Source organism: Pseudomonas sp. BS3782 TE3695, assembly GCF_050435305.1.
Lineage (GTDB): Bacteria > Pseudomonadota > Gammaproteobacteria > Pseudomonadales > Pseudomonadaceae > Aquipseudomonas.
Map to the genome: position 1 here is coordinate 2,920,356 of NZ_JBNDKB010000001.1, position 26,459 is coordinate 2,946,814.

The following is a 26,459-nucleotide window of genomic DNA, read 5'->3' on the forward strand; positions in this document are numbered from 1 at the left end:
TAGAGCGAGAGTGAACGTATATGAGCTTGAATCCTAGAGACGTCGTGATTGTCGACTTCGGTCGTACGCCGATGGGCCGCTCCAAGGGCGGCATGCACCGCAACACCCGCGCCGAAGACATGTCGGCGCACCTGATCAGCAAATTGCTGGAACGCAACGTCAAGGTCGACCCGAGCGAAGTTGAAGACGTAATCTGGGGCTGTGTGAACCAGACCCTGGAGCAGGGCTGGAACATCGCCCGCATGGCGTCCCTGATGACGCAGATCCCGCACACCGCCGCCGGCCAGACCGTCAGTCGTCTGTGTGGCTCGTCCATGAGTGCTCTGCACACCGCTGCACAAGCAATCATGACCGGTAACGGTGACGTATTCGTGGTAGGTGGCGTCGAGCATATGGGCCACGTGAGCATGATGCACGGTGTCGATCCGAACCCGCACATGTCCCTGTACGCGGCAAAAGCCTCGGGCATGATGGGCCTGACCGCGGAAATGCTCGGCAAAATGCACGGCATTACCCGCGAACAACAGGACGCCTTTGGCGTGCGCTCCCACCAGCTCGCCCACAAGGCGACTCTGGAAGGCAAGTTCAAGGACGAAATCATCCCGATGCAGGGCTACGACGAGAACGGTTTCCTGAAACTGTTCGACTACGACGAAACCATTCGTCCGGAAACCACCCTGGAAAGCCTGGCCGCGCTGAAGCCAGCGTTTAACCCGAAGGGCGGCACCGTGACAGCCGGTACTTCGTCGCAGATCACTGACGGTGCTTCGTGCATGATCGTGATGTCGGCGCAGCGTGCCCAAGACCTGGGTATCCAGCCAATGGCGGTGATTCGTTCGATGGCAGTGGCAGGTGTGGACCCGGCGATCATGGGCTATGGTCCAGTACCGGCAACGCAGAAAGCACTGAAGCGCGCGGGTCTTGGTATCAACGATATCGACTTCTTCGAGCTCAACGAAGCTTTCGCCGCACAGGCGTTGCCAGTGCTGAAAGATTTGAAAGTGCTCGACAAGATGAACGAGAAGGTTAACCTGCACGGCGGCGCGATCGCCCTGGGTCACCCGTTCGGTTGCTCCGGTGCCCGTATCTCCGGCACTTTGCTGAACGTGATGAAGCAGAATGGCGGCACCTTCGGGGTGGCTACCATGTGCATTGGTCTCGGCCAAGGCATCTCCACCGTCTTCGAACGCGTCTAAGCGTTTCGCTGATTGGAAGCCGGGGCCAAGTGCCCCGGTTTTTGTTTTTCCGGATTTATTTTGTTTTTATTTTGAAAAAATTTCAGTGAGGGCCAAAACATGCCGATAGAACCTGGGCTCTACGAACATTACAAAGGTCCGCAGTACCGCGTATTCGCTGTTGCGCGGCATTCGGAAACCGAAGAGGAAGTGGTCTTCTACCAAGCCCTGTATGGCGATTACGGCTTTTGGGTCCGTCCCTTGAGCATGTTCCTGGAGTCCGTCGAGGTTGACGGCGAACAGGTGCCACGCTTTGCCTTGGTGCAGGCTGAACCGAGCATTTTTCCGCAGCCATAAGGGGAGTGCGCGCAGAACCCTGCGCTTGACCTCACCTTGTAGCCACTATATATAGCGGTGCCGCGTCAGGCGCCAACCGCCTTTCACTTCTAGAATTCAGGAATTTTCTGATCCATGGGCAAATCGCTGGTCATTGTGGAATCCCCGGCTAAGGCCAAGACCATCAACAAGTATCTGGGTAACCAATACGTGGTGAAGTCGAGTATCGGCCATATCCGAGACCTGCCCACCAGCGGTTCGGCTAGCGCCAGCAAAGAGCCTGCCGCCAAGCGCGGCAAGGCCGCCGCAGGTGAAGGTCCGGTGCTCACGCCGAAAGAGAAAGCGCGCAAGCAGCTGGTCTCGCGCATGGGTGTCGATCCCGATCATGGCTGGAAAGCCAAGTACGAGATCCTCCCGGGCAAGGAAAAGGTCATCGAAGAGCTGCGCCGGCTCGCCAAAGATGCTGACACCATCTATCTCGCAACCGACTTGGATCGCGAGGGGGAAGCCATTGCCTGGCACCTGCGCGAAGCCATCGGGGGTGATGACAGCCGCTACAAGCGCGTGGTGTTCAACGAAATCACCAAGAAAGCGATCCAGGAAGCCTTCTCCAAACCGGGCGAGCTGGACATCGATCGAGTAAACGCCCAGCAGGCGCGTCGCTTCCTCGACCGCGTGGTGGGTTACATGGTTTCGCCGCTGCTGTGGGCCAAGGTTGCCCGTGGCCTGTCCGCCGGTCGCGTGCAATCGGTTGCCGTGAAGCTGGTGGTCGAGCGTGAGCGTGAAATCCGCGCGTTCAACCCGGAAGAATACTGGGAAGTTCATGCCGACCTCGGCACCACCAAGGGCGCGACCGTACGTTTCGACGTGGCCCGCGAGAAAGGCGAAGCCTTCAAGCCGCTCAACGAAGCCCAGGCTATGGCTGCGCTGGAAAAGCTCAAGGCTTCCAGCTACAGCATCGTCAAGCGCGAAGACAAACCGACCAGCAGCAAGCCGTCGGCACCGTTCATCACTTCCACCCTGCAGCAGGCGGCGAGCAATCGCCTGGGCTTCGGTGTGAAAAAAACCATGATGATGGCCCAGCGTTTGTACGAAGCCGGCTACATCACGTATATGCGTACTGACTCCACCAACCTTTCGGCCGATGCCGTGACGATGGCGCGTACTTATATTGAAGGTGAATTCGGCAAAAAGTACCTGCCGGAAAACCCGAACGTCTACAGCAGCAAGGAAGGCGCCCAAGAGGCTCACGAAGCGATTCGTCCGTCCGACGCCAATACCGAGCCAAGCAAGCTATCGGGCATGGAGCGTGATGCAGAACGGCTCTACGAGCTGATCTGGCGCCAGTTCCTCGCTTGCCAGATGCTGCCGGCGCAATACCTGTCGACCACAGTCACCGTCGGTGCCGGCGACTTCGAGTTGCGCGCCAAGGGCCGCATCCTGAAGTTCGACGGTTACACCCGGGTCATGCCGCAAATTGCCAAACCAGGCGATGATGATGTGCTGCCGGACATGGCCCAGGGCGACGCGATGAAGCTGATCAAGCTTGATCCGACCCAGCACTTCACCAAGCCGCCGGCGCGTTACTCGGAAGCGAGCCTGGTTAAAGAAATGGAAAAACGCGGCATCGGTCGTCCTTCGACCTATGCGGCGATCATTTCGACCATCCAGGACCGCGGCTACGTGGCGCTGCACAACCGTCGTTTCTATTCGGAAAAGATGGGCGACATCGTCACTGAGCGTCTGGCCGAGAGCTTCTCCAATCTCATGGACTACGGCTTCACCGCCGGCATGGAAGAGAACCTCGATGACGTGGCTCAGGGCGAACGCGACTGGAAAAACGTGCTCGACGAGTTCTACGGAGACTTCAAGAAGAAACTCGAAGTAGCCGAAAGTGCCGAAGGCGGCATGCGCGCCAACCAGCCGGTGATGACTGACATTCCGTGCGTGTTGTGCGGTCGTCCGATGCAGATCCGTACTGCTTCGACGGGCGTATTCCTCGGTTGTTCGGGCTATAGCCTGCCGCCAAAAGAGCGCTGCAAGGCCACCGTCAACCTGGTGCCGGGCGATGAAATCGCCGCGGACGACGAGGGTGAGTCCGAGTCACTGGTTCTGCGTGGCAAGCATCGCTGCCCGATCTGCAGCACGGCCATGGACGCTTACCTGCTCGACGAGAAGCGCAAGCTGCACATCTGCGGTAACAACCCGGATTGCTCTGGCTACGAAATCGAAGAGGGCACCTATCGCATCAAGGGCTACGAAGGTCCGAGCCTGGAGTGCGACAAGTGCGGCAGCGAGATGCAGCTCAAGACCGGCCGTTTCGGCAAGTTCTTCGGTTGCACCAATGCCACCTGCAAGAACACCCGTAAGCTGCTGAAAAGCGGTGACGCGGCGCCGCCGAAGATGGACCCGGTGAAGATGCCTGAGCTCAAATGCGAAAAGGTCAACGACACCTACATCCTGCGCGACGGAGCATCCGGTTTGTTCCTGGCGGCCAGCCAGTTCCCGAAAAACCGCGAGACCCGTGCTCCGTTGGTGATGGAAATCGTGCCGCACAAGGATGAAATCGATCCGAAGTACCACTTTCTCTGTGAAGCGCCGAAGAAAGATCCGGATGGCCTTCCTTCGGTCATTCGTTATAGCCGTAAGACCAAAGAGCAATACGTGCAGACTGAGGTTGACGGTAAACCGACTGGCTGGAAAGCGTATTACGACGGCGGCAAGTGGACGGTTGAAGACAAGCGTCCATCAGCCAAAGCTTAAAGGCTGGTACACAAAAGGCCGCATGACAACCCTCGGGTTTTCATGCGGCCTTTTGTTTTGGGCTTGCGGGAAGCTCGGGTGATCCACGACACTGTCTGACCTGCGTGAAGCAATTATTTCGTTGTGGAGGCTGCCGTCATGGCCCACGAACTCTATACCCGTACCAACCAGAAGATTTATTTCGCCGGCCTGTCGCTGGAAGCGCTTGCCAAAGCCGAAGAGGGGCGGGCGATGAACTCCCTGGCGCTGATTCAGGCCGGGCGCGAATCGGCGTTGTTTCACCTGTACGGCGCGCTGTTGGGACTGTGCCATGAAATCGCCGGTTTCTATCGACTGCCTCAGGCCAATGCGCCGCGGGCAGAGATGCTGCTGACCCGCGAAGTACTCGAAACCATCGCTATCCCGGAAATGGCCGAGATGGTCGAACTGGCGCAAAACCCTGAAACCTGGCTGGCAAAACTGCTGTCGGCACATGCTGCACTGTTTCAGCCGCCTCGCGCCCCGCATAAGCCCAAGGGCGATGTGACGCAGCCGCTTATTCTGGCCGTTAATCTGGATGAAGAAGAGGCGCCGGAAGAACTGAGTCGGGAAGAGCTGGAGAGCTGGCGTCAGAACCTTAAAGGCCTGGCGATCCGGTTTCGCGAAGGGTTGAACGAGTGCTGAAAGATTGAGTGTTTAGGGATGAGTCTGCTCAAGGAAGAGTGATGTCAGAAATTTCTCTTCGTGATGGCATTTGGTCAAGATCCCGAGCGAAGCTTGGCTGATGCCTATATAATCCCCGCCTTTCGTGGAGAACAGACCTTTATGCCAACGTCCTTTCTAGAAATTGTCGAGTTACCAGACGGCCGAATCGAGCTGCGCAGGGCCGAGGACGAGGGTTCTCTGGTTACTTTGGATTTCTCCGAGGATGCCAAGGTTTTCCTGCAAGGCCAGCATGTTGAAGTCGCCAAGGCGATGTTGAGTGTCGGTGTTCAGATGGCAGGACGCCTGGTTGAAGGCGAATTTGACAAGGAAGAGGGGCCGCGGGTTCTTCATTGATCCCGCCCGTCGGATTCTTCGAATACCTCTACAGATCGGCTTCTCTATCCTTGGAGAAGCCCCGCGCTGTTCAGCGCGCACAGTGTTTGTCAGTTAGCCCAATCGAATATTCAGACTTTGCGCATCCCCGATACGGGCAGCGCTGATCAACTGTTGCCGCGAGGGTGTGTTCAGCGGATTAAGCCAGCTGACGACCGTGTGACTGCGGCCAAGTCGCAAGGCTTCGCAGGTCAGCTGCTGAGCGCTCTGCGTGCCGCGCGGTTGCAGAAGCAAAATGCGCTCACGGTTCAGGCCGGCGTCCCGTAACCAGGCTTGTGTCAGGCTGGCGGGCGGGGCGATGAGTGTGAGCCAGCGTGCATCCTGATCCTGGCTCAGTTCCCGGAGAATCGGTGCCAGAAGGTTCAGGCAGTTCCCGGCCGCGCCGCGCAGTGACAGCTCGCTGAAGACTTCGGGCTCGGCGCTCCAGGGCGATTCGACCACGTCTTTCAGGATCGGCGCCAATGGCTGCGCCATGAACGCCTCGAACAACGGCAGTTGGGCTTGCTGTGAAGTATGTGGGAACTGCATAAAGCCTCCTTTAGCGGCGAATCACGCCGACACTCAAGCCTTCGATGACCAGTTCCTGATCTTTCAGGTTGACTTCGATAGGGGCGAATTCAGGGTTTTCGGCAATCAACCAGACCTTGCTGCCATCGCGCTTGAAGCGCTTGACGGTCACTTCGTCGCCGATCCGCGCTACTACGATCTGGCCGTTGCGGGCTTCGCGTGTGGTATGGACGGCCAGCAGGTCACCGTCGAAAATGCCGACATCCTTCATGCTCATGCCATGGACCCGCAGCAGATAGTCAGCGCGAGGATGGAAGAATGAAGGATTGATGTTGCAGGATTCTTCGATGTGTTGCTGGGCGAGAATGGGCGCACCGGCAGCCACCCGGCCGATGATCGGCAAGCTGGACTCGTCGGCCTTGGCTTCGAAGCCGGGGATGCGGATGCCGCGGGAGGCGCCCGGGGTCATCTCGATCGCTCCCTTGCGGGCCAGCGCCTTGAGGTGTTCTTCTGCCGCATTGGGCGACTTGAAACCCAGTTCCTGAGCGATTTCCGCGCGGGTCGGCGGGTAGCCGTTGTCTTCGAGGCAACGTTTGATGAAGGCCAGAATCTCTGCTTGGCGTGGCGTCAGCTTTAGCATATTGATCGCTCTGTCTTTTTATACAGTGACTGGGATTATATACAGTGAACCGGTCTTGGCAATGCCCCTTTTTTTGTCGGCCGCTGGACGGTCATTTCGCTCGCTGATTGAAGCGGCGCTGTTGTATGGTTAAATACCTGACCGACCATTCCCAAAACGAACCGCCAGACTTGACAAGGCCAGGGCTGAAACGTATGTTTCAAACAAGTGTTTGTCAGGCGGAGTAGTCATGGCCCAGTCGGAAACCGTTGAACGCATTCTCGATGCTGCCGAGCAATTGTTCGCGGAAAAAGGTTTTGCTGAAACCTCATTGCGTCTGATCACCAGCAAGGCCGGCGTCAATCTGGCGGCGGTGAATTATCACTTCGGGTCAAAGAAGGCGTTGATCCAGGCGGTGTTCTCGCGTTTCCTCGGGCCATTCTGCCTCAGTCTCGATAAAGAGCTGGAGCGCCGTCAGGCCAAACCCGAGAACAAGCCGACCCTTGAAGAGTTGCTGGAGATTCTGGTCGAGCAAGCTCTGGTGGTGCAGCCACGCAGCGGCAACGACCTTTCTATCTTCATGCGTTTGCTGGGGCTGGCTTTCAGCCAGAGTCAAGGGCACTTGCGTCGTTATCTGGAAGATATGTACGGCAAGGTATTCCGCCGCTACATGATGCTGGTCAACGAGGCCGCGCCGCGCATTCCCCCGATCGAGCTGTTCTGGCGCGTGCACTTCATGCTCGGTGCCGCCGCATTCAGCATGTCCGGTATCAAGGCCCTGCGCGCAATTGCCGAGACCGATTTCGGCGTCAACACTTCCATCGAACAAGTAATGCGTCTGATGGTGCCGTTTTTGGCCGCTGGCATGCGGGCCGAAACCGGCGTCACCGACACGGCCATGGCCACCGCGCAGTTGCGTCCGCGCAGCAAATCGGCCCCGGTCGCCGCCAAGGTTTAACCGCGCACGGGTGGGCGCGGCAGCGGACATCCGCTAAGCTAGCCGCCCATGCCGACTCTCGTTCTGAACCCGCTCTTCATTGAAATCGCCGACCCGGGGACAGCCCATGGCGGCGAACTCGTGCGAGCCGGGTTTATCGTAATCAAGGAATCTCTATGACTGCTGGCCTGCAAGGCTCGTTGATGGTGGACGTCGCCGGTACCTGGCTGACGGCTGAAGATCGCCAATTGTTGCGCCAGCCCGAAGTGGGCGGCCTGATCATTTTTGCCCGCAACATCGAACACCCGCGCCAAGTGCGCGAGTTGAGCGCTTCGATCCGCGCCATTCGCCCCGATCTTTTGCTGGCGGTAGATCAAGAGGGCGGTCGGGTTCAGCGGCTGCGCCAAGGCTTCGTGCGACTGCCTGCCATGCGCGCCATCGCCGATAATCCGAATGCCGAGGACCTGGCCGAGCAGTGTGGCTGGATCATGGCGACCGAAGTTCTCGCTGTCGGTCTCGACCTGAGCTTCGCCCCCGTGCTGGACCTGGATTATCAGCGCAGTGCAGTGGTCGGCACCCGTTCGTTCGAAGGCGATCCCGAGCGCGCCGCCTTGCTCGCTGGTGCATTCATCCGCGGCATGAACAGCGCCGGAATGGCCGCCACTGGCAAGCATTTCCCCGGGCATGGCTGGGCCGAGGCCGATTCCCACGTCGCGATTCCCAACGACGAGCGCAGCCTCGACGAAATCCGCGCCAATGACCTGGTGCCGTTCGCGCGATTGAGCAAGCAACTGGCCGCCGTCATGCCAGCCCACGTGATTTATCCACAAGTCGATTCCCAGCCTGCAGGTTTCTCCCGTCGCTGGTTGCAGGACATCCTGCGTGGCGAGTTGCAGTTCGATGGCGTGATCTTCAGCGATGACCTGTCCATGGCCGGTGCCCACGTGGTCGGCGATGCCGCCAGTCGTATCGAAGCGGCGCTGACGGCCGGTTGCGACATGGGCCTGGTGTGCAATGATCGCGCCGCTGCCGAGCTGGCCTTGAGCGCTGCCCAGCGCTTGAAGGTCAAACCGTCGGCGCGTATTGCGCGGATGCGCGGACAGGCGTACGCCAGCACCGAATATCGTCAAGACCCACGCTGGCTGGCGGCCATCGGCGCGCTCAAAGAAGCTCAATTGATTGATTGAGGGCTTCTCGTCGTGACGGTTTACCCTCCGCGGGCAAGTCTGATCCCCTACAGGTACCATGATTTCCTGTAGGGGCGAGGCTTGCCCGCGAAAGCGATCTACCTATCGCCCCTACTTATCAATTTTCTCCGGCAACGGCGAAAACAGCGCCTCGATATCATCGCTCTGCAATTTCCAGTCTCCGGTCTTGCGCCCATCCAGCACGCCAGCCGCCAAGTCGGATTTTTCCTTCTGCAGATGCTGAATCTTCTCTTCCACCGTGCCCCGGGCAATCATCTTGTAGACGAAGACAGGCTTCTCCTGACCAATGCGATACGCACGATCAGTCGCCTGATTTTCCGTTGCCGGGTTCCACCAGGGATCGTAGTGAATCACCGTATCCGCTTCGGTCAGGTTCAGTCCTACGCCACCAGCCTTCAGACTGATCAGAAAGATCTGACGTTTGCCGCTCTGGAACTCCTTCACTGGCGTGCGTCGGTCGCGAGTCTGGCCGGTCAGGATTGCATACGCCACATCGCGTTTTTTCAGCTCATCCTCGATCAGAGACAGCATTGAGGTGAACTGCGAAAACAGCAGAATCCGCCGACCTTCCTCGAACAATTCTTCAAGCATTTCCATCAAGCTATCGAGCTTGCCGGAAGTACTGCCGCGCGCGGGCAGGGTTGCATCGTTGACCAGGCGTAAATCGCAGCACACCTGACGCAGTTTCAGCAACGCCTCAAGAATGATGATCTGGCTGCGCGCCACGCCTTTGCGAGTGATCTCGTCGCGGACTTTCTTGTCCATGGCCAGGCGCATGGTTTCGTACACGTCGCGCTGCGCTTCGTTGAGCTCGACCCAATGGACGATCTCGGTTTTCGGCGGCAGTTCGGTGGCCACCTGTTCTTTAGTTCTGCGCAGCAGGAACGGTTTTATCCGGCCGTTGAGGTGCTGAAGTCTTACCTCGCTGGCACGCTTTTCTATCGGTACGCGGTAATCGCGGTTGAAGCTTTTCACGTCGCCGAGCCAACCGGGTAGCAGGAAGTGGAACAGCGACCACAGCTCGCCCAGATGATTTTCCAGCGGCGTGCCGCTCAGGCACAGGCGCTGGCGAGCATTCAGCTCGCGGGCTGCGTGGGCGGCCTTGCTGTTGGGGTTCTTGATGTACTGCGCTTCATCCAGCACCAAGACGTGCAACGGCTGCGCGGCGAGGCGTTCAACGTCCTTGGGCAGCAGTGCATAAGTGGTCAGAATCAGGTCGTAGTCGGCCAGATCGCCAAAGTGCTTCTTGCGACTGGCGCCGTACAGCGCCAGCACTTTGAGCTGCGGCGTGAAATGCGCGGCTTCGTCGAGCCAGTTGGGGATCAGGCTGGTAGGCATGACTACCATGCACGGTCGATCGAGGCGCCCGGCGTTCTTCTCGCTGAGAATGTGCGCCAGGGTCTGTAGGGTTTTGCCCAGCCCCATGTCATCCGCGAGAATCCCGCCGACTTCCAATTGCCGTAACGACTGCATCCAGCTCAGGCCTTCCAGCTGATACGGGCGCAAGGTGGCATTCAAGCCTTCGGGCGCCACTGCGGTGTGGTCTTTGATGTCACGTAGGCGCTGGGCAAAGGTGCGGATCTGCTCGCCACCCTCCCAAAGCAACGGCAGGCCTTCCAGCGGATTCAGGCGCGTGGCGTCGGCCTTGCTCAGGCGCAGCGTGGTTTCACCGGGCTCTTGCAGGTAAAACTCGCCGAGAGTGGCCAACACCGGTTTCAAGCGACCGAAGGGCAGGGCGACCTGCAGCGGGCCTTGGTCGGTGCTGCGGCGCTGCGGGATGTTCACCAGAATCAATTCGTCGTCGCGGCGTCGGGCAAGGCGCTCCGGGTTGAGAAGCTCGGTATGGGAGCGCATCAGGTTCAACAGGATCGGCAACAGGCTCAGTCGCTCGCCGTTGACGATGATCCCCAATTCCAGGTCGAACCAGTCGCGCTCCGGTGCCTGCTCGACGGTGGCGTACCAGTCGTCCACGGCGGTCAGGTCGAAGCCGAAATCCTCGTCGATCTGCAACTCCCACCCTTGGGTGCGCAGCTTCGGGAGCTCGTTGAGGGTGAAAGTCAGCCAGGCGCTGTCGTTGACCATCTCGTAGAGTTCGCCGGCACTTTCCGGCAACGCCTTGCTTTGTCGGGTGGCGACCTTGAAGCCGAGGATTCGCAGCTGTTCCCTGTAGGCCTGTTCGACTTCCGGTTGACGTTTTATCCGCAGCGTCTGCGTCTCCTGGCGAATCAGGATGTCAGTGTTTTTCTGTCCGCTGACATATTCGTCCAGATAATTGAAAGACAGCGCCGCGCGATGCTGGATGTAACGCTGCATTTTGCCGTTGCGTGGTTCAAAGGCACTGAATTCGATACTTGCCAGCCACAGGCGCGGCACCGGTTGCACGTTGTCCACCAGCACTTGCGGCGGCGCTTTCGGGCTACGGTTTTCCAGTACGGCCTGAAGTTTTTCCAGCAATTCGGCGTCTTTCGCCGCCGCCGGGTACGCAAGGGTTTCCTGCACTTGCAGCAACACCGCCGCGCAATGTTTGCAGTTGCTGTGGACCGGGCAGGTGCAGGTGGCGTCGATCATCAGCAGCGTGCCTTTGGCCGACTCGCGCAGGCGAATGGTCTGACGGTAAACGTTACCGCCAGAGCCTTCGCAACTGGCGGTGATGGTGGCATCGCCGACCTGGACGATCCTGACGCGGTTTTCCAGCGCGTAGCGGCGGCCACGCTCCAGGCTTTGTTCCTTGAATCGGCTGACCCAGGATGTTGCCAGGGGTTTGCTCAGGGGCGGGGGCATATCAGTCCGGAATTACATCGGGGACTGGCCGAGGCGCAGGGGCTGTCAGCGAGGTGATCTTGATCAGCAGGCCCAGGTGGCCGTTGTCGAGGAAGTTCAGCTGGCCGTTCTTGGTGTGGCTTTCCTGCTTCAGGCGTTCGCTGGCGGTGACCAGGCCGTTGGCATCAATCTGATTGACCCAGAAGTCGGCGTCGACGTCAGTGAAGCGCCCCAGTTTCAGGTTCAACGTGCCCTCGATCGGGAACTGGCCGAACTGTTCCTTGCCCTCGCTGATCGCCACTTTGCTGGCTTCTTCACCCAGGTGCTGTTGCCAGGCCTTGTGCAGCAACACCGTGTAGTTGTGGCTGGCGCTGAGCTTTTCCACTTCGGCGTTCAGGCTTGGTGTGCGAAAGCTGTCGGGGCTGATGCGTTGAGCACCGGCAGCCCAATCTTCCGGCGCGGCGTGGCTGACGATGGCGGGCACGGCGTTTTGCCGCACCAGAATCATTTCAACCTGATACAGATCATCGGCAAACGCCGTCGAGGCGAACGGCGAAAACAACGACATCAACAAGGTCAGTGAGCGAAACAGGCGCATGCGGCGTCCTTCAAGCAGTGGTCGGAATGAGGCGCTCGAATAGCGCCTCTACAGTATTAAAACGTTCTTCCGGGCGCTCCATGGGGACCTGGAATTTGAACATCGTGGCGCCTTCGAATTTGTAGCGTTTGGGTTGGCTCTGGATCAGTTTGATCAGCGTCAGCGGGTCGACCGGAGTCTGGGCCGCGAACTCGATACGGCCGCCTTGCGGGCCGCCGTCGACTTTCTTGATGCCCAGCTGTTCAGCCTGCAATTTCAACGCCGTGATTCGCACCAGGTTTTTGGTCGGCTCCGGCAGCAGGCCGAAACGGTCGATCATCTCCACTTGCAGATCCTTGAGGCCTTCCTCATCGGTGGCCGAGGCGATGCGTTTGTAGAGAATCAGTCGCGCGTGAACATCCGGAAGGTAATCCTCGGGAATCAGGGCTGGTACACGCAGATTGACTTCCGGGCCACCACCCAGCGGCTGGTCGAGGTTCGGCTGTTCGCCCTTGCGGATCGACTTCACGGCGCGTTCGAGCATTTCCATGTACAGCGTGAAACCGACGGCCTGGATCTGCCCGCTCTGCCCATCGCCCAACAGTTCGCCAGCACCACGGATCTCCAGGTCGTTGGTCGCGAGCATGAAGCCCGCGCCGAGGTCCTGGGTGTTGGCGATCGCTTCGAGGCGCTTTTCTGCGTCGGGAGTGATCTGCTGGCGCGGCGGTGTCAGCAGGTAAGCATACGCCTGGTGGTGGCTGCGACCGACGCGGCCACGCAATTGGTGCAACTGCGCCAGGCCGAACTTGTCGGCACGCTCGATGATGATGGTGTTGGCGCTCGGCACGTCAATGCCGGTCTCGATGATGGTCGAGGCGATCAGCACGTTGAAGCGCTTGTGGTAGAAGTCGCTCATCACTTGTTCAAGATCGCGTTCACGCATCTGCCCGTGGCCGATGCCGATCCGTGCTTCGGGCACCAGTTCGGCGAGGTCGGCGGCGCATTTCTCGATGGTCTTCACGTCGTTGTGCAGGTAGTAAACCTGACCGCCACGCAGCAACTCACGCAGCAGGGCTTCCTTGACTGTGCTCTTGTTCTGCTCCATGACGAACGTGCGCACCGACAGGCGACGAGCCGGTGGCGTGGCGATAATCGACAGGTCGCGCATGCCCGACACCGCCATGTTCAACGTGCGCGGAATCGGCGTGGCGGTCAGCGTCAGGATATCGACTTCACTGCGCAGCGCCTTGAGCTGTTCTTTCTGACGGACACCGAAACGGTGCTCTTCGTCGATGATCACCAGCCCGAGGTTTTTGATTTTGACGTCGTCTTGCAGCAGCTTGTGTGTGCCGATGACGATGTCGATCTTGCCTTCGGCCAGATCCGCGACCGCGGCGTTGACTTCCTTGGCCGATTTGAAGCGGCTCATCACTTCCACGCTCACCGGCCAGTCGGCGAAGCGGTCGCGGAAGCTGTTGTAGTGTTGCTGGGCGAGCAGGGTGGTCGGCACCAGAATCGCCACCTGACGGCCGCCATGCACCGCGATGAACGCCGCGCGCATCGCCACTTCGGTCTTGCCGAAACCGACGTCGCCGCAGACCAGGCGATCCATTGGTTTGGGCGCGAGCATGTCGGCCCGCACCGCTTCGATGGTGGTTTGCTGGTCCGGGGTTTCTTCGAACGGGAAACCAGCGCTGAAGGTCGCGTAATCGGCTTTCGGGTCGGCGAAGGCATAACCTTCGCGAGCGGCGCGGCGGGCATAGATGTCGAGCAACTCGGCGGCCACATCGCGCACCTGTTCGGCGGCTTTGCGCTTGGCTTTCTGCCAGGTCTCCGAGCCGAGGCGGTGCAGCGGCGCCAAAGCATCGTCGCTGCCGGTGTAGCGGGCGATCAAATGCAGGCTGGCTACCGGGACGTACAGCTTGGCGTTCTCGGCATATTCAAGGGTCAGGAATTCGGCGGCTTGATTGTCGATTTCCAGAATCGTCAGCCCCAGATAGCGGCCGACACCATGATCGATGTGCACCACCGGCGCGCCTTCGCGCAGTTCGGTGAGGTTTTTGATCACTGCATCGTTGTTGGCGTCAGCACGTTTTTCGCGACGGCGACGCTGCATCACGCGCTGACCGAACAACGGGCTTTCAGCAACCAGGGCCAGGGCTGGATCGTCCAGCAACAGACCTTCGTCGAGCGGTGCGATGGTGATCGCCAAGCGCTCCTTGCTCGCAACAAAGTCTGGCCAACTGTCGACGGTTTTCGGCCGCAGCTTCAGGCGTTCCAGCAGTTCCAGCAGCACTTCACGACGGCCCGCGGACTCGGCGGTAAACAGCACGCGGCCAGGGAATTCGTCGAGGAAGCCGGCCAGCGCCGCCAACGGCTGAGTGGCCTTGGCTTCGATGGCCAGGTTCGGCAGTGGCTGAGCCGGGAAGCGTTCGCGACCGACACCGGTTTCCACGTCCTGTTGACTGGCAACCACGCGGGGCCAGCTCTTCAGGCGGGCAAAGCAGTCTTCCACGGGCAAGAACAACTCGGCCGGTGGCAATAAAGGACGGGATGGGTCGACGCGGCGCTCTTCGTAACGATTGCGCACGTCGTTCCAGAAATTCTCCGCCGCCTGTTCGATGCCAGGCAAAGAGAACACTTGTGTGTCCTGAGGCAGGTAATCGAACAGGGTGGAGGTTTCGTCGAAGAACAACGGCAAGTAGTACTCGATACCCGCCGGTGTAATCCCGCTGCTCAAATCCTGAAAGATCGGGCAGCGACGGAAGTCGACATCAAAGCGCTCGCGAAAGCGCGCCTTGAAACGGGTGACCGCGTCCTTTTGCAACGGGAACTCCCGCGCCGGCAGCAGGCGAACAGTGTCCACCTTGTCGATGGAGCGCTGGTTTTCCGGATCGAAGGTACGCAGGGTTTCGATTTCGTCGTCGAACAGATCAATGCGGAAGGGCAGTTTGCTGCCCATCGGGAACAGATCGATCAGCGAGCCGCGCACGGTGAATTCGCCGTGCTCGTAAACTGTATCGACGTAACGATAGCCGCTGGCCTCAAGCCGGGTGCGCATTTGCTCGACATCGAGCTTCTGGCCGACATCCAGCACCAGGCTGCTGCCGAGCAGGAATTTGGTCGGCGCCAGGCGGTGCAGTGCCGTGGTGATCGGCACGACCAACACACCATGCACCAGTTCCGGCAACCGATACAGGCTGGAAATGCGCTGAGAGATGATGTCCTGATGTGGCGAGAACAGGTCGTAGGGCAGGGTTTCCCAGTCGGGGAAGTGCAGAACAGGCAAATCCGGGGCGAAGAAACCCAGCTCCTGTTCCAGCCGTTCGGCACTCTGGCTGTCGGCGGTCAGTAGCAGGGTAAAGCGCTTGGCAGCGCTGGCGGCCTCGGCAATGGCCAGGCTCAGGGCGGCACCGGGCAGGTTGCCCCAGTGCTGTTTACCTGCCGCGGCAGGGAGAAGCGGTAGACGCAGAACGGGCACGGAAGGTTGAGCTCCAAGCGTTGCGACAAAGTCGACAATTGTAACGGCCTCAGGTGCCGGCTGTCAGTTGCAGACTGTGTCTATATGCACAGGTTGGGTGAAATGTAGTGGTAATGACAAAAATTGGCGGTTTGATACTGAAAATGTAGTGCCAAATCCACTGTGTGTTACGGAGGGTTACGGACACGGTAAGGGTGTCGTCGAAAAATTGACAGCGCTGAAAGCCCCGGTTTTACTGGGCTGGCGCGGGGCGTGATTTTTTTGAACAGGATTTTGTTACCGCCTGTGCGACAGGCGCGCATTGCTACCGGAGACACTCGGCGGCATAATGTAGCCCCTTTTTTCTGCCCCTACATGTGGAAGGTTACCGTGACTCAGAAGCCCGACCAGTGTCTTGGTGAATGGATCGACCGTGAAGCACTCGCAGAAGCGATGATTCCGCTTATCGGTCAGCTCTACCGCAATAACAACGTGGTGAGCTCGATCTATGGCCGCAGTCTGATCAACCAGTCTGTCATCGCGATTCTCAAAGCTCACCGCTTTGCTCGCCATCGCCAGTCCGATGACAGCGAATTGTCCGTCCACGAAACATTCCCGCTGCTCAAGGCAATGAGCGAGCTCAAGCTCGGCGCTGCTTCGGTAGACCTGGGTAAGCTGGCTGTCAAATTCAAAGCCGAAGGTAATGGCCGTACCGCCGAAGCATTCGTCCGTGACGAACTGGCCGATGTGGTCGGCAAGCAGAATGGTTCCGGCCGTACCGGCACCGACGTTGTTTTGTACGGCTTCGGTCGTATCGGCCGTCTGCTGGCCCGCATCCTGATCGAGAAAACCGGTGGTGGCGATGGCCTGCGCCTGCGTGCCATCGTTGTCCGCAAGGGCGCCGAGAACGATCTGGTCAAGCGTGCCAGCCTGCTGCGTCGCGACTCGGTGCACGGTTCGTTCAATGGCACCATCACCATTGATGAAGCCAATAACACCATCACCGCCAACGGCAACCTGATCCAGGTTATCTACGCGAAGAACCCGACTGAAGTGGACTACACCCAGTACGGCATCAAAAACGCGCTGCTGGTGGACAACACCGGTGTATGGCGTGACGCCGATGGCCTGGGTCAGCACCTGTCTTGCCCGGGTATCGATCGCGTTGTTCTGACCGCGCCTGGCAAAGGCAAGCTGAAGAACATCGTTCACGGCATCAACCACAGTGAAATCACCGCTGACGACAAGATCGTGTCCGCCGCTTCCTGCACCACCAACGCCATCGTGCCGGTGCTCAAAGCTGTGAATGACAAGTTCGGCATCATCAACGGTCACGTCGAAACCGTTCACTCGTACACCAACGACCAGAACCTGATCGACAACTTCCACAAGGGTGATCGCCGTGGCCGTAGCGCCGCGCTGAACATGGTTATCACTGAGACTGGTGCTGCCACCGCTGCCGCCAAGGCGCTGCCTGAGCTGGCCGGCAAGCTGACCGGTAACGCGATCCGTGTTCCGACGCCGAACGTGTCGATGGCCATTCTCAACCTGAACCTTGAGAAAGCCGCCACCCGTGAAGAGATGAACGAGTACTTGCGCTACATGGCGCTGCACTCCGATCTGCACAAGCAAATCGACTACGTCAATTCGCAGGAAGTCGTTTCCACCGACTTCGTTGGCTCGCGTCACGCAGGCGTTGTGGACGCTGAGGCGACCATCGTTCAGGACAACCGCGTTGTTCTGTACGTCTGGTACGACAACGAGTTCGGTTACAGCTGCCAGGTCGTTCGCGTGATGGAAGACATGGCCGGTGTAAACCCGCCAGCATTCCCGCGCTAAGCCTTAGCCGCACATGAAAACGCCCCGACTTTGGTCGGGGCGTTTTTGTTTGTAGGGGTGATTGTTCCCCTGTGGGAGCGGGCTTGCTCGCGAAGGCGGTGTTTCAGTCAATATAATTGGTGACTGACACACCGCCTTCGCGAGCAAGCCCGCTCCCACATTTCTATCGCATAATGGCTGGCCTTGGTGTTGTGTCAGAGGATTCTTCAGGGGATACGGGATTTGTTGAAAGCGCGGCTGTGCGGTTTCGTGGTTCTGATAGGCGCCTTGTCCGGCTGCGGCAACGGCGATGCTATGGAAAGCTTCGGCGGCCCGACCATGGGCAGCAGCTATTCGATCAAGTACGTGCGCCGTGCCCATCTTCCCGCTCCGGCGGAAGTCCGCATCCAGGTTGAAAAAATCCTCGCTGAAATCGATCGGCAAATGTCGACCTATCGCAGCGACTCCGACATTGAACGCTTCAATAATTTGCCCGCTAATCGCTGTCAGACAATGCCCGCGCCAATTCTCGAACTGGTCCGCGTCGGCGAGCGACTATCTTTACTAAGCGAAGGCTCCTTCGACCTGACGGTGGAGCCGCTGCTCAACCTCTGGGGATTCGGTCCGCAAGCGCGAGAGGAAAAAGTGCCGAGTGCCGAGGCGCTCGCCGAGGTGCGGCAACGCGTCGGCCATAGTCACTTGCGCATCGACGGTGATCAGTTGTGCAAGGACGTGGCAGTCGAGCTCGACTTCAACAGCATCGCGGCCGGTTACGCGGTCGATACGATTGCCGCGAAACTCGAAGCAATGGGTATCCACAGTTACCTGACTGAAGTCACTGGCGAACTCAAGGCCTCCGGCAAAAAACTCGATGGCTCACCGTGGCACATCGCGTTGGAAGAGCCCCGCGATGATCAGCAGGTCGCGCAAAAAGTCATCGCCATCGACGGCTATGGCGTGTCCACCTCCGGTGACTACCGTAATTATTTCGAGCAGGGTGGCCAGCGCTATTCCCACACCTTCGATGCCCGTACCGGAGCTCCGGTCCTACACACCCTGGCGTCAGTCACAGTGATTCATCCTTCAGCGTTAATGGCCGATGGCCTATCGACGCTGTTGTTGATTCTCGGTCCTGAACGGGGTTGGGACTATGCCGATACCCATGACATTGGTGCATTTTTTGTGATTCGTGCCGATACAGGTTTCGTCACGCGCACCAATCAGGCATTTGAGCGCCTGGTGAGTGAGAAAACCAAGTGATTGCGGGATCAAAAGCGTTTTTGATGGCGTTGTAGTGCAGGCAAAACTAGCCTACGACGCGACCAAGGGTTAATGTGCCCGGCGTTGACGCTTCTATAGACTGTGTCCGGGTTCTGCACTGGCCCCAAATTGTTCCTTCACGTCGCAGATCGGCGTGATTTAGCCGCAGGTGCCGAGGGCGCCGCGGCCTGTTCTGAGGAGTATGCATGGCTGTCTACAACTACGACGTGGTGGTGTTGGGTTCCGGCCCGGCCGGAGAAGGCGCGGCAATGAATGCCGCCAAAGCAGGGCGCAAGGTGGCGATGGTCGATAGCCGTCGCCAGGTCGGCGGCAACTGCACCCACCTGGGCACCATCCCGTCCAAGGCCTTGCGTCACTCGGTCCGGCAGATCATGCAGTTCAACACCAACCCGATGTTCCGGGCCATTGGTGAGCCGCGCTGGTTCTCGTTCCCGGACGTTTTGAAAAGCGCCGAAAAAGTCATCTCCAAACAAGTCGCCTCGCGCACCGGCTACTACGCCCGTAACCGCGTCGACGTGTTCTTCGGTACTGGCAGCTTCGCTGACGAGCAAACCATCGAAGTGGTCTGCGCCAACGGCGTGGTCGAAAAACTGGTGGCCAAGCACATCATCATCGCCACCGGCTCGCGCCCGTATCGCCCGGCCGACATCGATTTCCATCACCCGCGTATCTACGATAGCGACACCATCCTCAGCCTCGGCCATACCCCGCGCAAACTCATCGTTTACGGCGCTGGCGTGATCGGTTGCGAATACGCCTCGATCTTCAGTGGTCTGGGTGTGCTGGTCGAGTTGGTGGATAACCGTGGTCAGTTGCTGAGCTTCCTCGACTCGGAAATTTCCCAGGCGCTGAGTTACCACTTCAGCAATAACAACATCACGGTTCGCCACAATGAAGATTACGACCGTGTCGAAGGCGTGGACAACGGCGTGATCCTGCACCTGAAGTCCGGCAAGAAGATCAAGGCCGATGCCTTGCTCTGGTGCAACGGTCGTACCGGCAACACCGATCAGCTAGGGCTGGAAAATATCGGCGTGAAGGTCAACAGCCGTGGCCAGATCGAAGTCGACGAAAACTACCGCACCTGCGTGCCGAATATTTATGGCGCCGGTGACGTGATCGGTTGGCCGAGCCTGGCCAGTGCCGCCCACGACCAGGGTCGTTCGGCCGCTGGCAGCATCGTCGACAATGGCAGCTGGCGCTTCGTCAACGATGTGCCCACCGGCATCTACACCATTCCGGAGATCAGCTCGATCGGCAAGAACGAGCAGGAGCTGACTCAGGCCAAGGTGCCGTACGAAGTGGGCAAGGCGTTCTTCAAGGGAATGGCGCGTGCGCAGATTGCCGGCGAGCCGCAAGGCATGCTGAAGATCCTGTTCCACCGCGATACCCTGGAAGTGCTGGGCGTACACTGTTTCGGTTATCAGGCGTCGGAAATCGTGCACATCGGTCAGGCGATCATGAGTCAGCCGGGTGAGCTGAATACTCTGAAGTATTTCGTCAACACGACGTTCAACTACCCGACCATGGCTGAAGCCTATCGAGTAGCGGCGTACGATGGCCTCAACCGGCTTTTTTGAGCGGCTCCGGCCGGTGGCCTGAGCCGGCCGGGGAGACCGATTTCAGCAATTCTCGAGCGTGGCAGTGGCCAAACCGGGAAAGTCTGTAATCAGGCTGTCAACGCCGAAGTCGGCGAGTCTGCGCATCAGCGCGGGCTCGTTGACTGTCCACACCGACACATGCAGCCCTTGACGCTGCGCCTTCTGCAGGCGTTCCGGCGTACACAGGGTCCAGTTCAACGCCAGAATCTCACAGCCATAGTTTTGCGCGACCTTCAACGGGTCGAGCCAGGCATATTCGGCCACCAGGCCGCGAGAGATGTCCGGCACCAGATCCAGCGCGGCTTTCAATACTTCGCGTGAACTCGAGGTAATCGTGACCTTGTCCAGGATGCCGAAACGCTGCGCCATTTCGCGAATCGCCAGCACTGTGGTCGCGGCACGGGTGCGTGATGCGCTTTTGACTTCCAGTTGCCAGTGCTCGAAGTCGCATTTCTCGAACAGTTCCTCCAGCCTTGGAATCGGACAAGGTTTGATCCAGCCCGGGCCGCCCTTGCGTGCGTCGTAAGTCACCAGCTCCGCGGCGGTATGTTCGACTACCTTGCCGCGGCGGTCGGTGGTGCGTTTGAGGGTCGGGTCATGGATCACCATCAACTCGCCGTCCTTGGACAGGTGCAAGTCCAGTTCACAACGGCGCACGCCGTGCTTGAGGCATTGCTGAAAGCTGGTCAGGGTGTTTTCCGGTGCTTCGCCCTTGGCGCCGCGATGGCCGTAGATAAGGGTCACGGTTTTTCCTTAAATTAAATGCCTGATTCGTTTTGTTCACGAGCCAGGCGTCGTTCTTGTGCCTGTCGCTGCAAGATATAACGGGCCAGCAATTGCCGCTGGGCATCGGACAAGTATTCGAACTCGGTGCCGACATCGTAGCCTTCGCCCTTGCGGTCGCAATGGGTGACGCGGGCACGCAGCAGCAGGCCAAGGGCTTGCGGCATCAGCACCAGTTTGACCGACAGGTGCGCGCCGGTGGAGATGGGCGTTGGATGCTGGAAGTCGATGCCTCCTTCGGAGAGGATCACGGGCTTCGGTTCGCCGATCTGTCCGAGCACGGTCAGGGCGACCACCTGGCTCAGCAGATCGATGCGTTTGTTCTGGGATTTCAGGAACGCGGCGATGGTCCGGTCGCGTTCGCTGATCTGCCGCAACAGGTGTTGCGACTCGAATTCGCTCAGGTGCAGTTCGCTGAGCAGGTTGAATAGAGGGGAAGCATCCTGCAACACTTCCTGGCCTGCGGCCTCGGGAGCAGACAGGGGCCGAATTTCCAGTGCGATCGTGTCCTCGATACGGTAGTATTCGCGGCGATCTTCTTCATCTAATGTCGACATGGCGAACCCATGGTAGCGGCGGTGGTCTGAGTGTAAAGCTGGTTATCGACCCCCGCCACAAGGACGTTCCTTTTCCCTCCGAACAAGCCCCGACATGTTCAGACCTCTCTTCGTATTTATTGGCACGCGTTATACCCGTGCAAAGCGTCGCAATCATTTTGTGTCATTCATTTCCCTGACCTCGATGATCGGACTCGCCCTCGGCGTGGTCGTGATGATCGTTGTGCTGTCGGTCATGAACGGCTTCGATCATGAGATGCGCACCCGCGTGCTGGGCATGGTGCCCCATGCGACCATCGAGTCCGGTGAGCCGATCAACGACTGGCAAAGCCTGGCCGCCCAGGTCAAGCAGAACCCGCAGGTGGCGGCGGTTGCGCCTTTCGTTCAAATGCAGGGCCTGCTGACCAACAACGGCAAGGTCTCCAAAGTGCTGCTCAATGCCATCGACCCTGTGCAGGAACGGCAGGTATCGATCATTGATCACTTCATGCAGCAGGGCAAACTCGATGACTTGGCGCCGGGCAGTTTCGGCATCGTCATCGGCGACAAGGCCGCGGCCAAGCTCGGCGTGGCAGTCGGCGACAAACTGACATTTGTCGCGCCGGAAGTCACCGTGACCCCGGCGGGGATGTTCCCGCGCATGAAGCGCTTTACCGTGGTCGGCATCTTTCATGTCGGCGCCGGCGAGATCGACGGCTATCTGGGCATCACCAACCTGCAGGATCTGGCGAAGCTGCACCGCTGGAAGCCGGATCAGGTCCAGGGCATTCGCTTGAAGTTCGATGACTTGTTCCAGGCACCACGCGTGGCGTGGACCATCGCTCAGCAACTCGGCGAAGACCGGTATTACGCCCGAGACTGGACCCGCACCCACGGCAATCTGTATCAAGCGATCCGCATGGAAAAAGCCATGATCGGCCTGCTGTTGCTGCTGATCGTTGCTGTTGCGGCGTTCAACATCATCTCCACGCTGGTGATGGTGGTGAATGACAAGAAAGGCGACATCGCGATTTTGCGCACCCTCGGTTCCACGCCGGGGCAGATCATGGCGATCTTCATGGTCCAGGGCACGGTCATTGGCGTGGTCGGTACGCTGATCGGTGCGGTGGTCGGGATCTTCGCCGCGCTCAACGTCAGCGCCGCGATCTCGGCCCTGGAAGGGCTGATCGGCCACAAATTCTTGAACGCCGACGTGTATTTTATCGATTACCTCCCGTCGCAAGTGCAAAGCCAGGACGTGTTGATGGTCTGCGCCGCCGCGTTGGTTCTGAGTTTCCTCGCCACCCTGTATCCAGCCTGGCGTGCCGCGCGCACCCAGCCTGCGGAGGCGCTACGTTATGAGTGAGTCGGGCATGAGTGATAAAGCAATCTTGAGCTGCCGCAACCTGGGCAAATCCTACGTGGAAGGCCCGGAATCGGTAGAGGTTCTGGCGGGTCTGCAACTGGAATTGCATCCCGGTGAGCGCGTGGCGATCGTCGGTACCTCGGGTTCGGGCAAAAGTACCTTGCTCAACCTGCTGGGCGGTCTTGATACGCCGACCAAGGGCAGCGTCTGGCTGGCCGGTGAAGAGCTCTCGGCACTGAACGAAAAGGCCCGTGGCCTGCTGCGCAACCGGTCGCTGGGTTTCGTTTACCAGTTCCACCACTTGCTGCCTGAGTTCACCGCGCTGGAAAACGTCTGCATGCCGCTGCTGATCGGTAAAACCGCGATCCCCGAAGCGCGTCAGCGTGCGACGGCGTTGCTGGAGCGGGTAGGGCTGGGCCATCGTCTGGAGCACAAACCGGCGGAATTGTCCGGTGGCGAACGCCAGCGTGTGGCCATCGCCCGCGCCCTGGTGAACAAGCCAGGCCTGGTGATGCTCGACGAGCCGACCGGCAACCTCGACTCCCACACCGCCCAGGGCATTCAGGATTTGATGCTGGAACTCAGCACCTCGATGCGCACCGCGTTCCTGGTGGTGACCCATGACATGAACCTGGCTCGCCAGATGGATCGCGTCCTGCATTTGCAGGAAGGTTACCTGACGCCCATCTGATTGACCGAAACCCGACGTACTGAACAGTACGTCGGGTCTTTTATTTTTATACGGTGCCCAGCGAATGTTCAGACCGTTATCGATCTTTATCGGCGCGCGCTATACCCGCGCCAAGCGCCGCAATCGCTTTGTTTCCTTCATCTCGATGACCTCGATGATCGGCCTCGCCCTGGGCGTGCTGGCGATGATCGTGGTGTTGTCGGTAATGAATGGCTTCCAGCGCGAAATGAGCTCGCGCATCCTCGGCATGGTGCCCCATGCGACCATCGTCGGCGTGAACCCTATCGACGATTGGCAGCCGGTGGCCGCCGCGGCGATGAAGAATCCTGAAGTGACGGCGGCGGTGCCGTTCACCGAGATGGAAGGCATGCTGTCCTACAAGGGCACGATGCAGCCGATCCAGGTCAGCGGTGTCGACCCGGCGCTGGAAGGCAAAGTGTCGATCGTTGCCAAGCACATCGTTCAGGGGCGTCTCGACGCCTTGAAGCCCGGCGAGTTTGGCGTGGTGATCGGTGAGATCACCGCAAGACGCTTTCGCTTGAACGTCGGCGACAGGATCACCCTGATCGTGCCGGAAATCAGCACCGCACCGGGTGGCATCACTCCGCGCATGCAGCGACTGAACGTGGTCGGCGTGTTCAAGGTTGGCGCCGAGCTGGACGGCTCCATGGCGCTGATCCACCTCGCTGATGCCGCGCAGATGCAACACTGGCAACCGAATCAGGTGCAGAGCGTGCGCCTGGCGGTGAAGGACCTGTACGCCGCGCCGCAAGTGTCGAGCGACATCGCGACCGGCCTGGGCGCTGCCTACAGGGCTGACGACTGGACCCACACCCAGGGCAGTCTGTTCAGCGCGATGAAGATGGAAAAAACCATGATCGGCCTGCTGTTGCTGATGATCGTCGCAGTGGCAGCGTTCAACATCATTGCGACCCTGATCATGGTGGTGAACGACAAGGGCGCGGACATCGCAATCCTGCGCACCATCGGCGCGACACCTCGGCAGATCATGGCGATCTTCATGGTGCAGGGCACAGTGATCGGGGTCGTCGGTACTTTGATTGGCGGCGTGCTGGGCGTGATTGCAGCGCTGAACGTCAGTGAACTGGTGGGCTGGATGGAGCGGGTCAGCGGGCAACACATCTTCAGTTCCGATGTGTACTTTGTCAGTAACTTGCCATCGGAGCTGCAGGGTGCGGATGTGTTGTTGATCTGTTCCGCCGGTTTCATCATGAGCTTTTTGGCGACGGTATATCCGGCGTGGCGGGCGGCGAAAGTGGAGCCGGCTACTGCGTTGCGGTATTCGTAAGTCATTCCATCGCTTTTGCGGGCAAGCCTCGCTCCTACAGGGCAACGCTGTTCACTTAAGCGCGACTCTCTGTCATGCCAACGTTTGTGGCGAGCGAGCTTGCTCGCGTTGGGCTGCGTAGCGGCCCCAAAAATCTGATCACCGATTTTTGTGAGTGCTACGCACTCAAGCGGGAGCAAGCTCCCTCGCCACAGGTTACTCACTGACTCAAGACTCTTAAGTGAACAGCATTGTGTTCCTGCACGGGGGGCTTGTCGCTCAGGCTTCCTGGCTCATGCTGACATCGCGCATCAACAACCCAAAGCGCAAATCCACCGCGTCCGGTATCGGCAAATACACTGTGTGGCCATCCCCCGGCGCCACTTCAACCGCTTCGCCTTTGACGTTCTGCAACTGATGCAAGTCGAAGTGGAAATTGCCCTTGGGCGTCATCAGTTCCATGTGATCGCCCAGGCCAAAACGATTCTTTACCCGCACTTCCGCCAGCCGATCCCGACGTTCGCCGGTGAGCTCGCCCACGAATTGCTGGCGCTCTGAAACCGAGCTGCCGTTCTGGTAATTCTGGTATTCGTCATGCACGTGTCGACGCAGAAAACCTTCGGTATAACCACGTTGGGCCAGGGATTCCAGATCGGTCATCAAGCTGCGATCAAACGCTCGGCCCGCCACCGCATCATCGATTGCGCGGCGATACACTTGGGTGGTGCGCGCGCAATAGAAGTGCGATTTGGTCCGGCCTTCGATCTTCAATGAATGCACGCCCATCTGCGTCAGGCGCTCGACATGCTGCACAGCGCGCAGGTCTTTGGCGTTCATGATGTAGGTGCCGTGTTCGTCCTCGAATGCCGGCATCAGGTCGTCAGGGCGATTGGCTTCTTGCAGCAGGAACACCTGATCGGTCGGCGCGCCGATGCCCAAGGTCGGTTCGGGGCGGAACTGCTGAACGATTTCGCCGAGCTGATTTTCGCTGGCCGGTGTCGCCGAGTATTTCCAGCGGCAGGCGTTGGTGCAACTGCCCTGATTGGCGTCGCGCTTGTTCATATAGCCCGACAACAGACAGCGCCCGGAATAGGCCATGCACAACGCGCCATGAACGAACACTTCCAGTTCCATCGCTGGGACGTGCTGACGGATTTCGGCGATTTCTTCCAGCGACAGTTCGCGTGACAAAATGATCCGGCTCAAGCCCTGTTGCTGCCAGAACTCGACGCTGGCCCAGTTCACCGTGTTGGCCTGTACTGACAAGTGGATCGGCATCTGCGGGAAGTGCCGACGTACCAGCATGATCAAACCGGGGTCGGACATGATCAGCGCGTCCGGGGCCATGGCGATTACCGGTTCCAGGTCTTTCAAGAACGTTTTGAGCTTGGCGTTATGCGGGGCGATGTTCACCACCACATAGAAACGTTTGCCCTGGGCCTGGGCTTCGGTAATGCCGAGCGCGAGGTTGGCATGGTCGAATTCGTTGTTGCGCACCCGCAGGCTGTAGCGCGGCTGGCCGGCATACACCGCATCGGCGCCGTAGGCGAAGGCATAACGCATGTTTTTCAGGGTGCCGGCAGGGGCGAGCAGTTCCGGGGGCGTGAGCGTCATGGCACAGGTCATGGCAGTGTCGATCGCAAAAGCGGACAAGGGTAAATGGCTTGTCCGTGGGG

General features: G+C 59.2%; 21 protein-coding genes. 13 read left to right on the forward strand and 8 right to left on the reverse strand.

Translation table 11 applies throughout. From position 1 onward, the window contains the following. Positions 1–20 precede the first annotated feature (20 nt). From fadA to ABH909_RS13400, 5 genes are all read left to right on the forward strand, one after another. A complete protein-coding gene (gene fadA / locus ABH909_RS13380; RefSeq protein WP_008007076.1) occupies positions 21–1,196 on the forward strand; it encodes an acetyl-CoA C-acyltransferase FadA in 1,176 nt (391 codons plus the stop codon). 99 nt (positions 1,197–1,295) lie between these two features. Then, positions 1,296–1,532 (forward strand): DUF1653 domain-containing protein, encoded by a 237-nt coding sequence (locus ABH909_RS13385; RefSeq protein ID WP_429433745.1) that lies wholly within the window; start codon positions 1,296–1,298, stop codon positions 1,530–1,532. 114 nt (positions 1,533–1,646) lie between these two features. Next, positions 1,647–4,274: a type I DNA topoisomerase gene (gene topA / locus ABH909_RS13390; RefSeq protein WP_429433747.1), complete on the forward strand. Its 2,628-nt coding sequence runs from the start codon at positions 1,647–1,649 to the stop codon at positions 4,272–4,274. 138 nt (positions 4,275–4,412) lie between these two features. Then, positions 4,413–4,937 (forward strand): DUF6586 family protein, encoded by a 525-nt coding sequence (locus ABH909_RS13395; RefSeq protein WP_038979974.1) that lies wholly within the window; start codon positions 4,413–4,415, stop codon positions 4,935–4,937. A gap of 141 nt (positions 4,938–5,078) precedes the next feature. Continuing rightward, on the forward strand, positions 5,079–5,312 hold the full coding sequence (locus tag ABH909_RS13400) for a hypothetical protein (RefSeq protein ID WP_007907774.1): 234 nt from the start codon (positions 5,079–5,081) through the stop codon (positions 5,310–5,312). A gap of 93 nt (positions 5,313–5,405) precedes the next feature. On the opposite strand, the gene sulA is transcribed toward ABH909_RS13400, so the two are convergent. Then, complete coding sequence (gene sulA / locus ABH909_RS13405; RefSeq protein WP_429433750.1) at positions 5,406–5,879, reverse strand: SOS-induced cell division inhibitor SulA; 474 nt, start codon at positions 5,877–5,879, stop codon at positions 5,406–5,408. A gap of 10 nt (positions 5,880–5,889) precedes the next feature. Next, positions 5,890–6,498, reverse strand: coding sequence for a transcriptional repressor LexA (lexA, locus tag ABH909_RS13410; protein WP_007907770.1), 609 nt, complete (start codon positions 6,496–6,498; stop codon positions 5,890–5,892). Positions 6,499–6,727: 229 nt separating this feature from the next. On the opposite strand from lexA, the gene ABH909_RS13415 reads away from it, so the two are divergent. Then, a complete protein-coding gene (locus tag ABH909_RS13415; RefSeq protein WP_007907768.1) occupies positions 6,728–7,435 on the forward strand; it encodes a TetR/AcrR family transcriptional regulator in 708 nt (235 codons plus the stop codon). A 155-nt stretch (positions 7,436–7,590) separates the two neighbouring features. Next, positions 7,591–8,601, forward strand: a complete 1,011-nt coding sequence (gene nagZ / locus ABH909_RS13420; protein ID WP_007907766.1) for a beta-N-acetylhexosaminidase — start codon at positions 7,591–7,593, stop codon at positions 8,599–8,601. Between the two features lie 111 nt (positions 8,602–8,712). Here nagZ and ABH909_RS13425 read toward each other — a convergent pair whose 3' ends face one another. Genes ABH909_RS13425 through mfd form a run of 3 tightly spaced genes read right to left on the reverse strand, consistent with a single transcriptional unit; the run spans position 8,713 to position 15,440 of the window. Next, positions 8,713–11,403, reverse strand: a complete 2,691-nt coding sequence (locus ABH909_RS13425) for an SNF2-related protein (RefSeq protein WP_429433753.1) — start codon at positions 11,401–11,403, stop codon at positions 8,713–8,715. Between the two features lies 1 nt (position 11,404). Next, a complete protein-coding gene (locus tag ABH909_RS13430) occupies positions 11,405–11,980 on the reverse strand; it encodes a CsiV family protein (protein WP_429433756.1) in 576 nt (191 codons plus the stop codon). A gap of 10 nt (positions 11,981–11,990) precedes the next feature. Continuing rightward, a complete protein-coding gene (gene mfd / locus ABH909_RS13435) occupies positions 11,991–15,440 on the reverse strand; it encodes a transcription-repair coupling factor (protein WP_429433759.1) in 3,450 nt (1,149 codons plus the stop codon). A gap of 354 nt (positions 15,441–15,794) precedes the next feature. On the opposite strand from mfd, the gene ABH909_RS13440 reads away from it, so the two are divergent. The 3 genes from ABH909_RS13440 to sthA all read left to right on the forward strand — a co-directional run bounded on the left by ABH909_RS13440 (position 15,795) and on the right by sthA (position 20,098). After that, the gene (locus tag ABH909_RS13440) at positions 15,795–17,258 is read left to right on the forward strand and encodes a glyceraldehyde-3-phosphate dehydrogenase (RefSeq protein ID WP_429433762.1); all 1,464 of its coding nucleotides are present in this window, start codon (positions 15,795–15,797) and stop codon (positions 17,256–17,258) included. A gap of 294 nt (positions 17,259–17,552) precedes the next feature. Further along, on the forward strand, positions 17,553–18,497 hold the full coding sequence (locus tag ABH909_RS13445) for an FAD:protein FMN transferase (protein ID WP_429439883.1): 945 nt from the start codon (positions 17,553–17,555) through the stop codon (positions 18,495–18,497). 206 nt (positions 18,498–18,703) lie between these two features. Further along, positions 18,704–20,098, forward strand: coding sequence for a Si-specific NAD(P)(+) transhydrogenase (gene sthA, locus ABH909_RS13450; protein ID WP_030128406.1), 1,395 nt, complete (start codon positions 18,704–18,706; stop codon positions 20,096–20,098). Positions 20,099–20,140: 42 nt separating this feature from the next. Here the strand turns inward: sthA and ABH909_RS13455 are convergent, their stop codons facing one another. Together ABH909_RS13455 and ABH909_RS13460 are read right to left on the reverse strand one after the other, a co-directional pair. Continuing rightward, positions 20,141–20,863, reverse strand: a complete 723-nt coding sequence (locus ABH909_RS13455; protein WP_429433765.1) for a glycerophosphodiester phosphodiesterase — start codon at positions 20,861–20,863, stop codon at positions 20,141–20,143. 14 nt (positions 20,864–20,877) lie between these two features. Beyond that, complete coding sequence (locus ABH909_RS13460; protein ID WP_429433767.1) at positions 20,878–21,459, reverse strand: PilZ domain-containing protein; 582 nt, start codon at positions 21,457–21,459, stop codon at positions 20,878–20,880. Positions 21,460–21,553: 94 nt separating this feature from the next. On the opposite strand from ABH909_RS13460, the gene ABH909_RS13465 reads away from it, so the two are divergent. From ABH909_RS13465 to ABH909_RS13475, 3 genes are all read left to right on the forward strand, one after another. Next, positions 21,554–22,804: a lipoprotein-releasing ABC transporter permease subunit gene (locus ABH909_RS13465; RefSeq protein ID WP_429433770.1), complete on the forward strand. Its 1,251-nt coding sequence runs from the start codon at positions 21,554–21,556 to the stop codon at positions 22,802–22,804. Between the two features lie 7 nt (positions 22,805–22,811). Continuing rightward, complete coding sequence (gene lolD / locus ABH909_RS13470) at positions 22,812–23,495, forward strand: lipoprotein-releasing ABC transporter ATP-binding protein LolD (RefSeq protein ID WP_020700644.1); 684 nt, start codon at positions 22,812–22,814, stop codon at positions 23,493–23,495. 64 nt (positions 23,496–23,559) lie between these two features. Next, entirely contained in the window at positions 23,560–24,804 is a 1,245-nt protein-coding gene (locus tag ABH909_RS13475; protein WP_429433773.1) for a lipoprotein-releasing ABC transporter permease subunit, read from the forward strand. A gap of 258 nt (positions 24,805–25,062) precedes the next feature. On the opposite strand, the gene yegQ is transcribed toward ABH909_RS13475, so the two are convergent. Next, positions 25,063–26,397: a tRNA 5-hydroxyuridine modification protein YegQ gene (gene yegQ / locus ABH909_RS13480; protein ID WP_429433776.1), complete on the reverse strand. Its 1,335-nt coding sequence runs from the start codon at positions 26,395–26,397 to the stop codon at positions 25,063–25,065. Positions 26,398–26,459: the final 62 nt, after the last annotated feature.

Bases quoted from the DNA above. Each gene is read 5' to 3' on its own strand.
- fadA (WP_008007076.1), top strand. From the start codon at position 21: ATGAGCTTGAATCCTAGAGACGTCGTGATTGTCGACTTCGGTCGTACG.
- ABH909_RS13385 (WP_429433745.1), top strand. From the start codon at position 1,296: ATGCCGATAGAACCTGGGCTCTACGAACATTACAAAGGTCCGCAGTAC.
- topA (WP_429433747.1), top strand. From the start codon at position 1,647: ATGGGCAAATCGCTGGTCATTGTGGAATCCCCGGCTAAGGCCAAGACC.
- ABH909_RS13395 (WP_038979974.1), top strand. From the start codon at position 4,413: ATGGCCCACGAACTCTATACCCGTACCAACCAGAAGATTTATTTCGCC.
- ABH909_RS13400 (WP_007907774.1), top strand. From the start codon at position 5,079: ATGCCAACGTCCTTTCTAGAAATTGTCGAGTTACCAGACGGCCGAATC.
- sulA (WP_429433750.1), bottom strand. From the start codon at position 5,879: ATGCAGTTCCCACATACTTCACAGCAAGCCCAACTGCCGTTGTTCGAG.
- lexA (WP_007907770.1), bottom strand. From the start codon at position 6,498: ATGCTAAAGCTGACGCCACGCCAAGCAGAGATTCTGGCCTTCATCAAA.
- ABH909_RS13415 (WP_007907768.1), top strand. From the start codon at position 6,728: ATGGCCCAGTCGGAAACCGTTGAACGCATTCTCGATGCTGCCGAGCAA.
- nagZ (WP_007907766.1), top strand. From the start codon at position 7,591: ATGACTGCTGGCCTGCAAGGCTCGTTGATGGTGGACGTCGCCGGTACC.
- ABH909_RS13425 (WP_429433753.1), bottom strand. From the start codon at position 11,403: ATGCCCCCGCCCCTGAGCAAACCCCTGGCAACATCCTGGGTCAGCCGA.
- ABH909_RS13430 (WP_429433756.1), bottom strand. From the start codon at position 11,980: ATGCGCCTGTTTCGCTCACTGACCTTGTTGATGTCGTTGTTTTCGCCG.
- ABH909_RS13440 (WP_429433762.1), top strand. From the start codon at position 15,795: ATGTGGAAGGTTACCGTGACTCAGAAGCCCGACCAGTGTCTTGGTGAA.
- ABH909_RS13445 (WP_429439883.1), top strand. From the start codon at position 17,553: ATGGAAAGCTTCGGCGGCCCGACCATGGGCAGCAGCTATTCGATCAAG.
- sthA (WP_030128406.1), top strand. From the start codon at position 18,704: ATGGCTGTCTACAACTACGACGTGGTGGTGTTGGGTTCCGGCCCGGCC.
- ABH909_RS13460 (WP_429433767.1), bottom strand. From the start codon at position 21,459: ATGTCGACATTAGATGAAGAAGATCGCCGCGAATACTACCGTATCGAG.
- ABH909_RS13465 (WP_429433770.1), top strand. From the start codon at position 21,554: ATGTTCAGACCTCTCTTCGTATTTATTGGCACGCGTTATACCCGTGCA.
- lolD (WP_020700644.1), top strand. From the start codon at position 22,812: ATGAGTGATAAAGCAATCTTGAGCTGCCGCAACCTGGGCAAATCCTAC.
- ABH909_RS13475 (WP_429433773.1), top strand. From the start codon at position 23,560: ATGTTCAGACCGTTATCGATCTTTATCGGCGCGCGCTATACCCGCGCC.
- yegQ (WP_429433776.1), bottom strand. From the start codon at position 26,397: ATGACGCTCACGCCCCCGGAACTGCTCGCCCCTGCCGGCACCCTGAAA.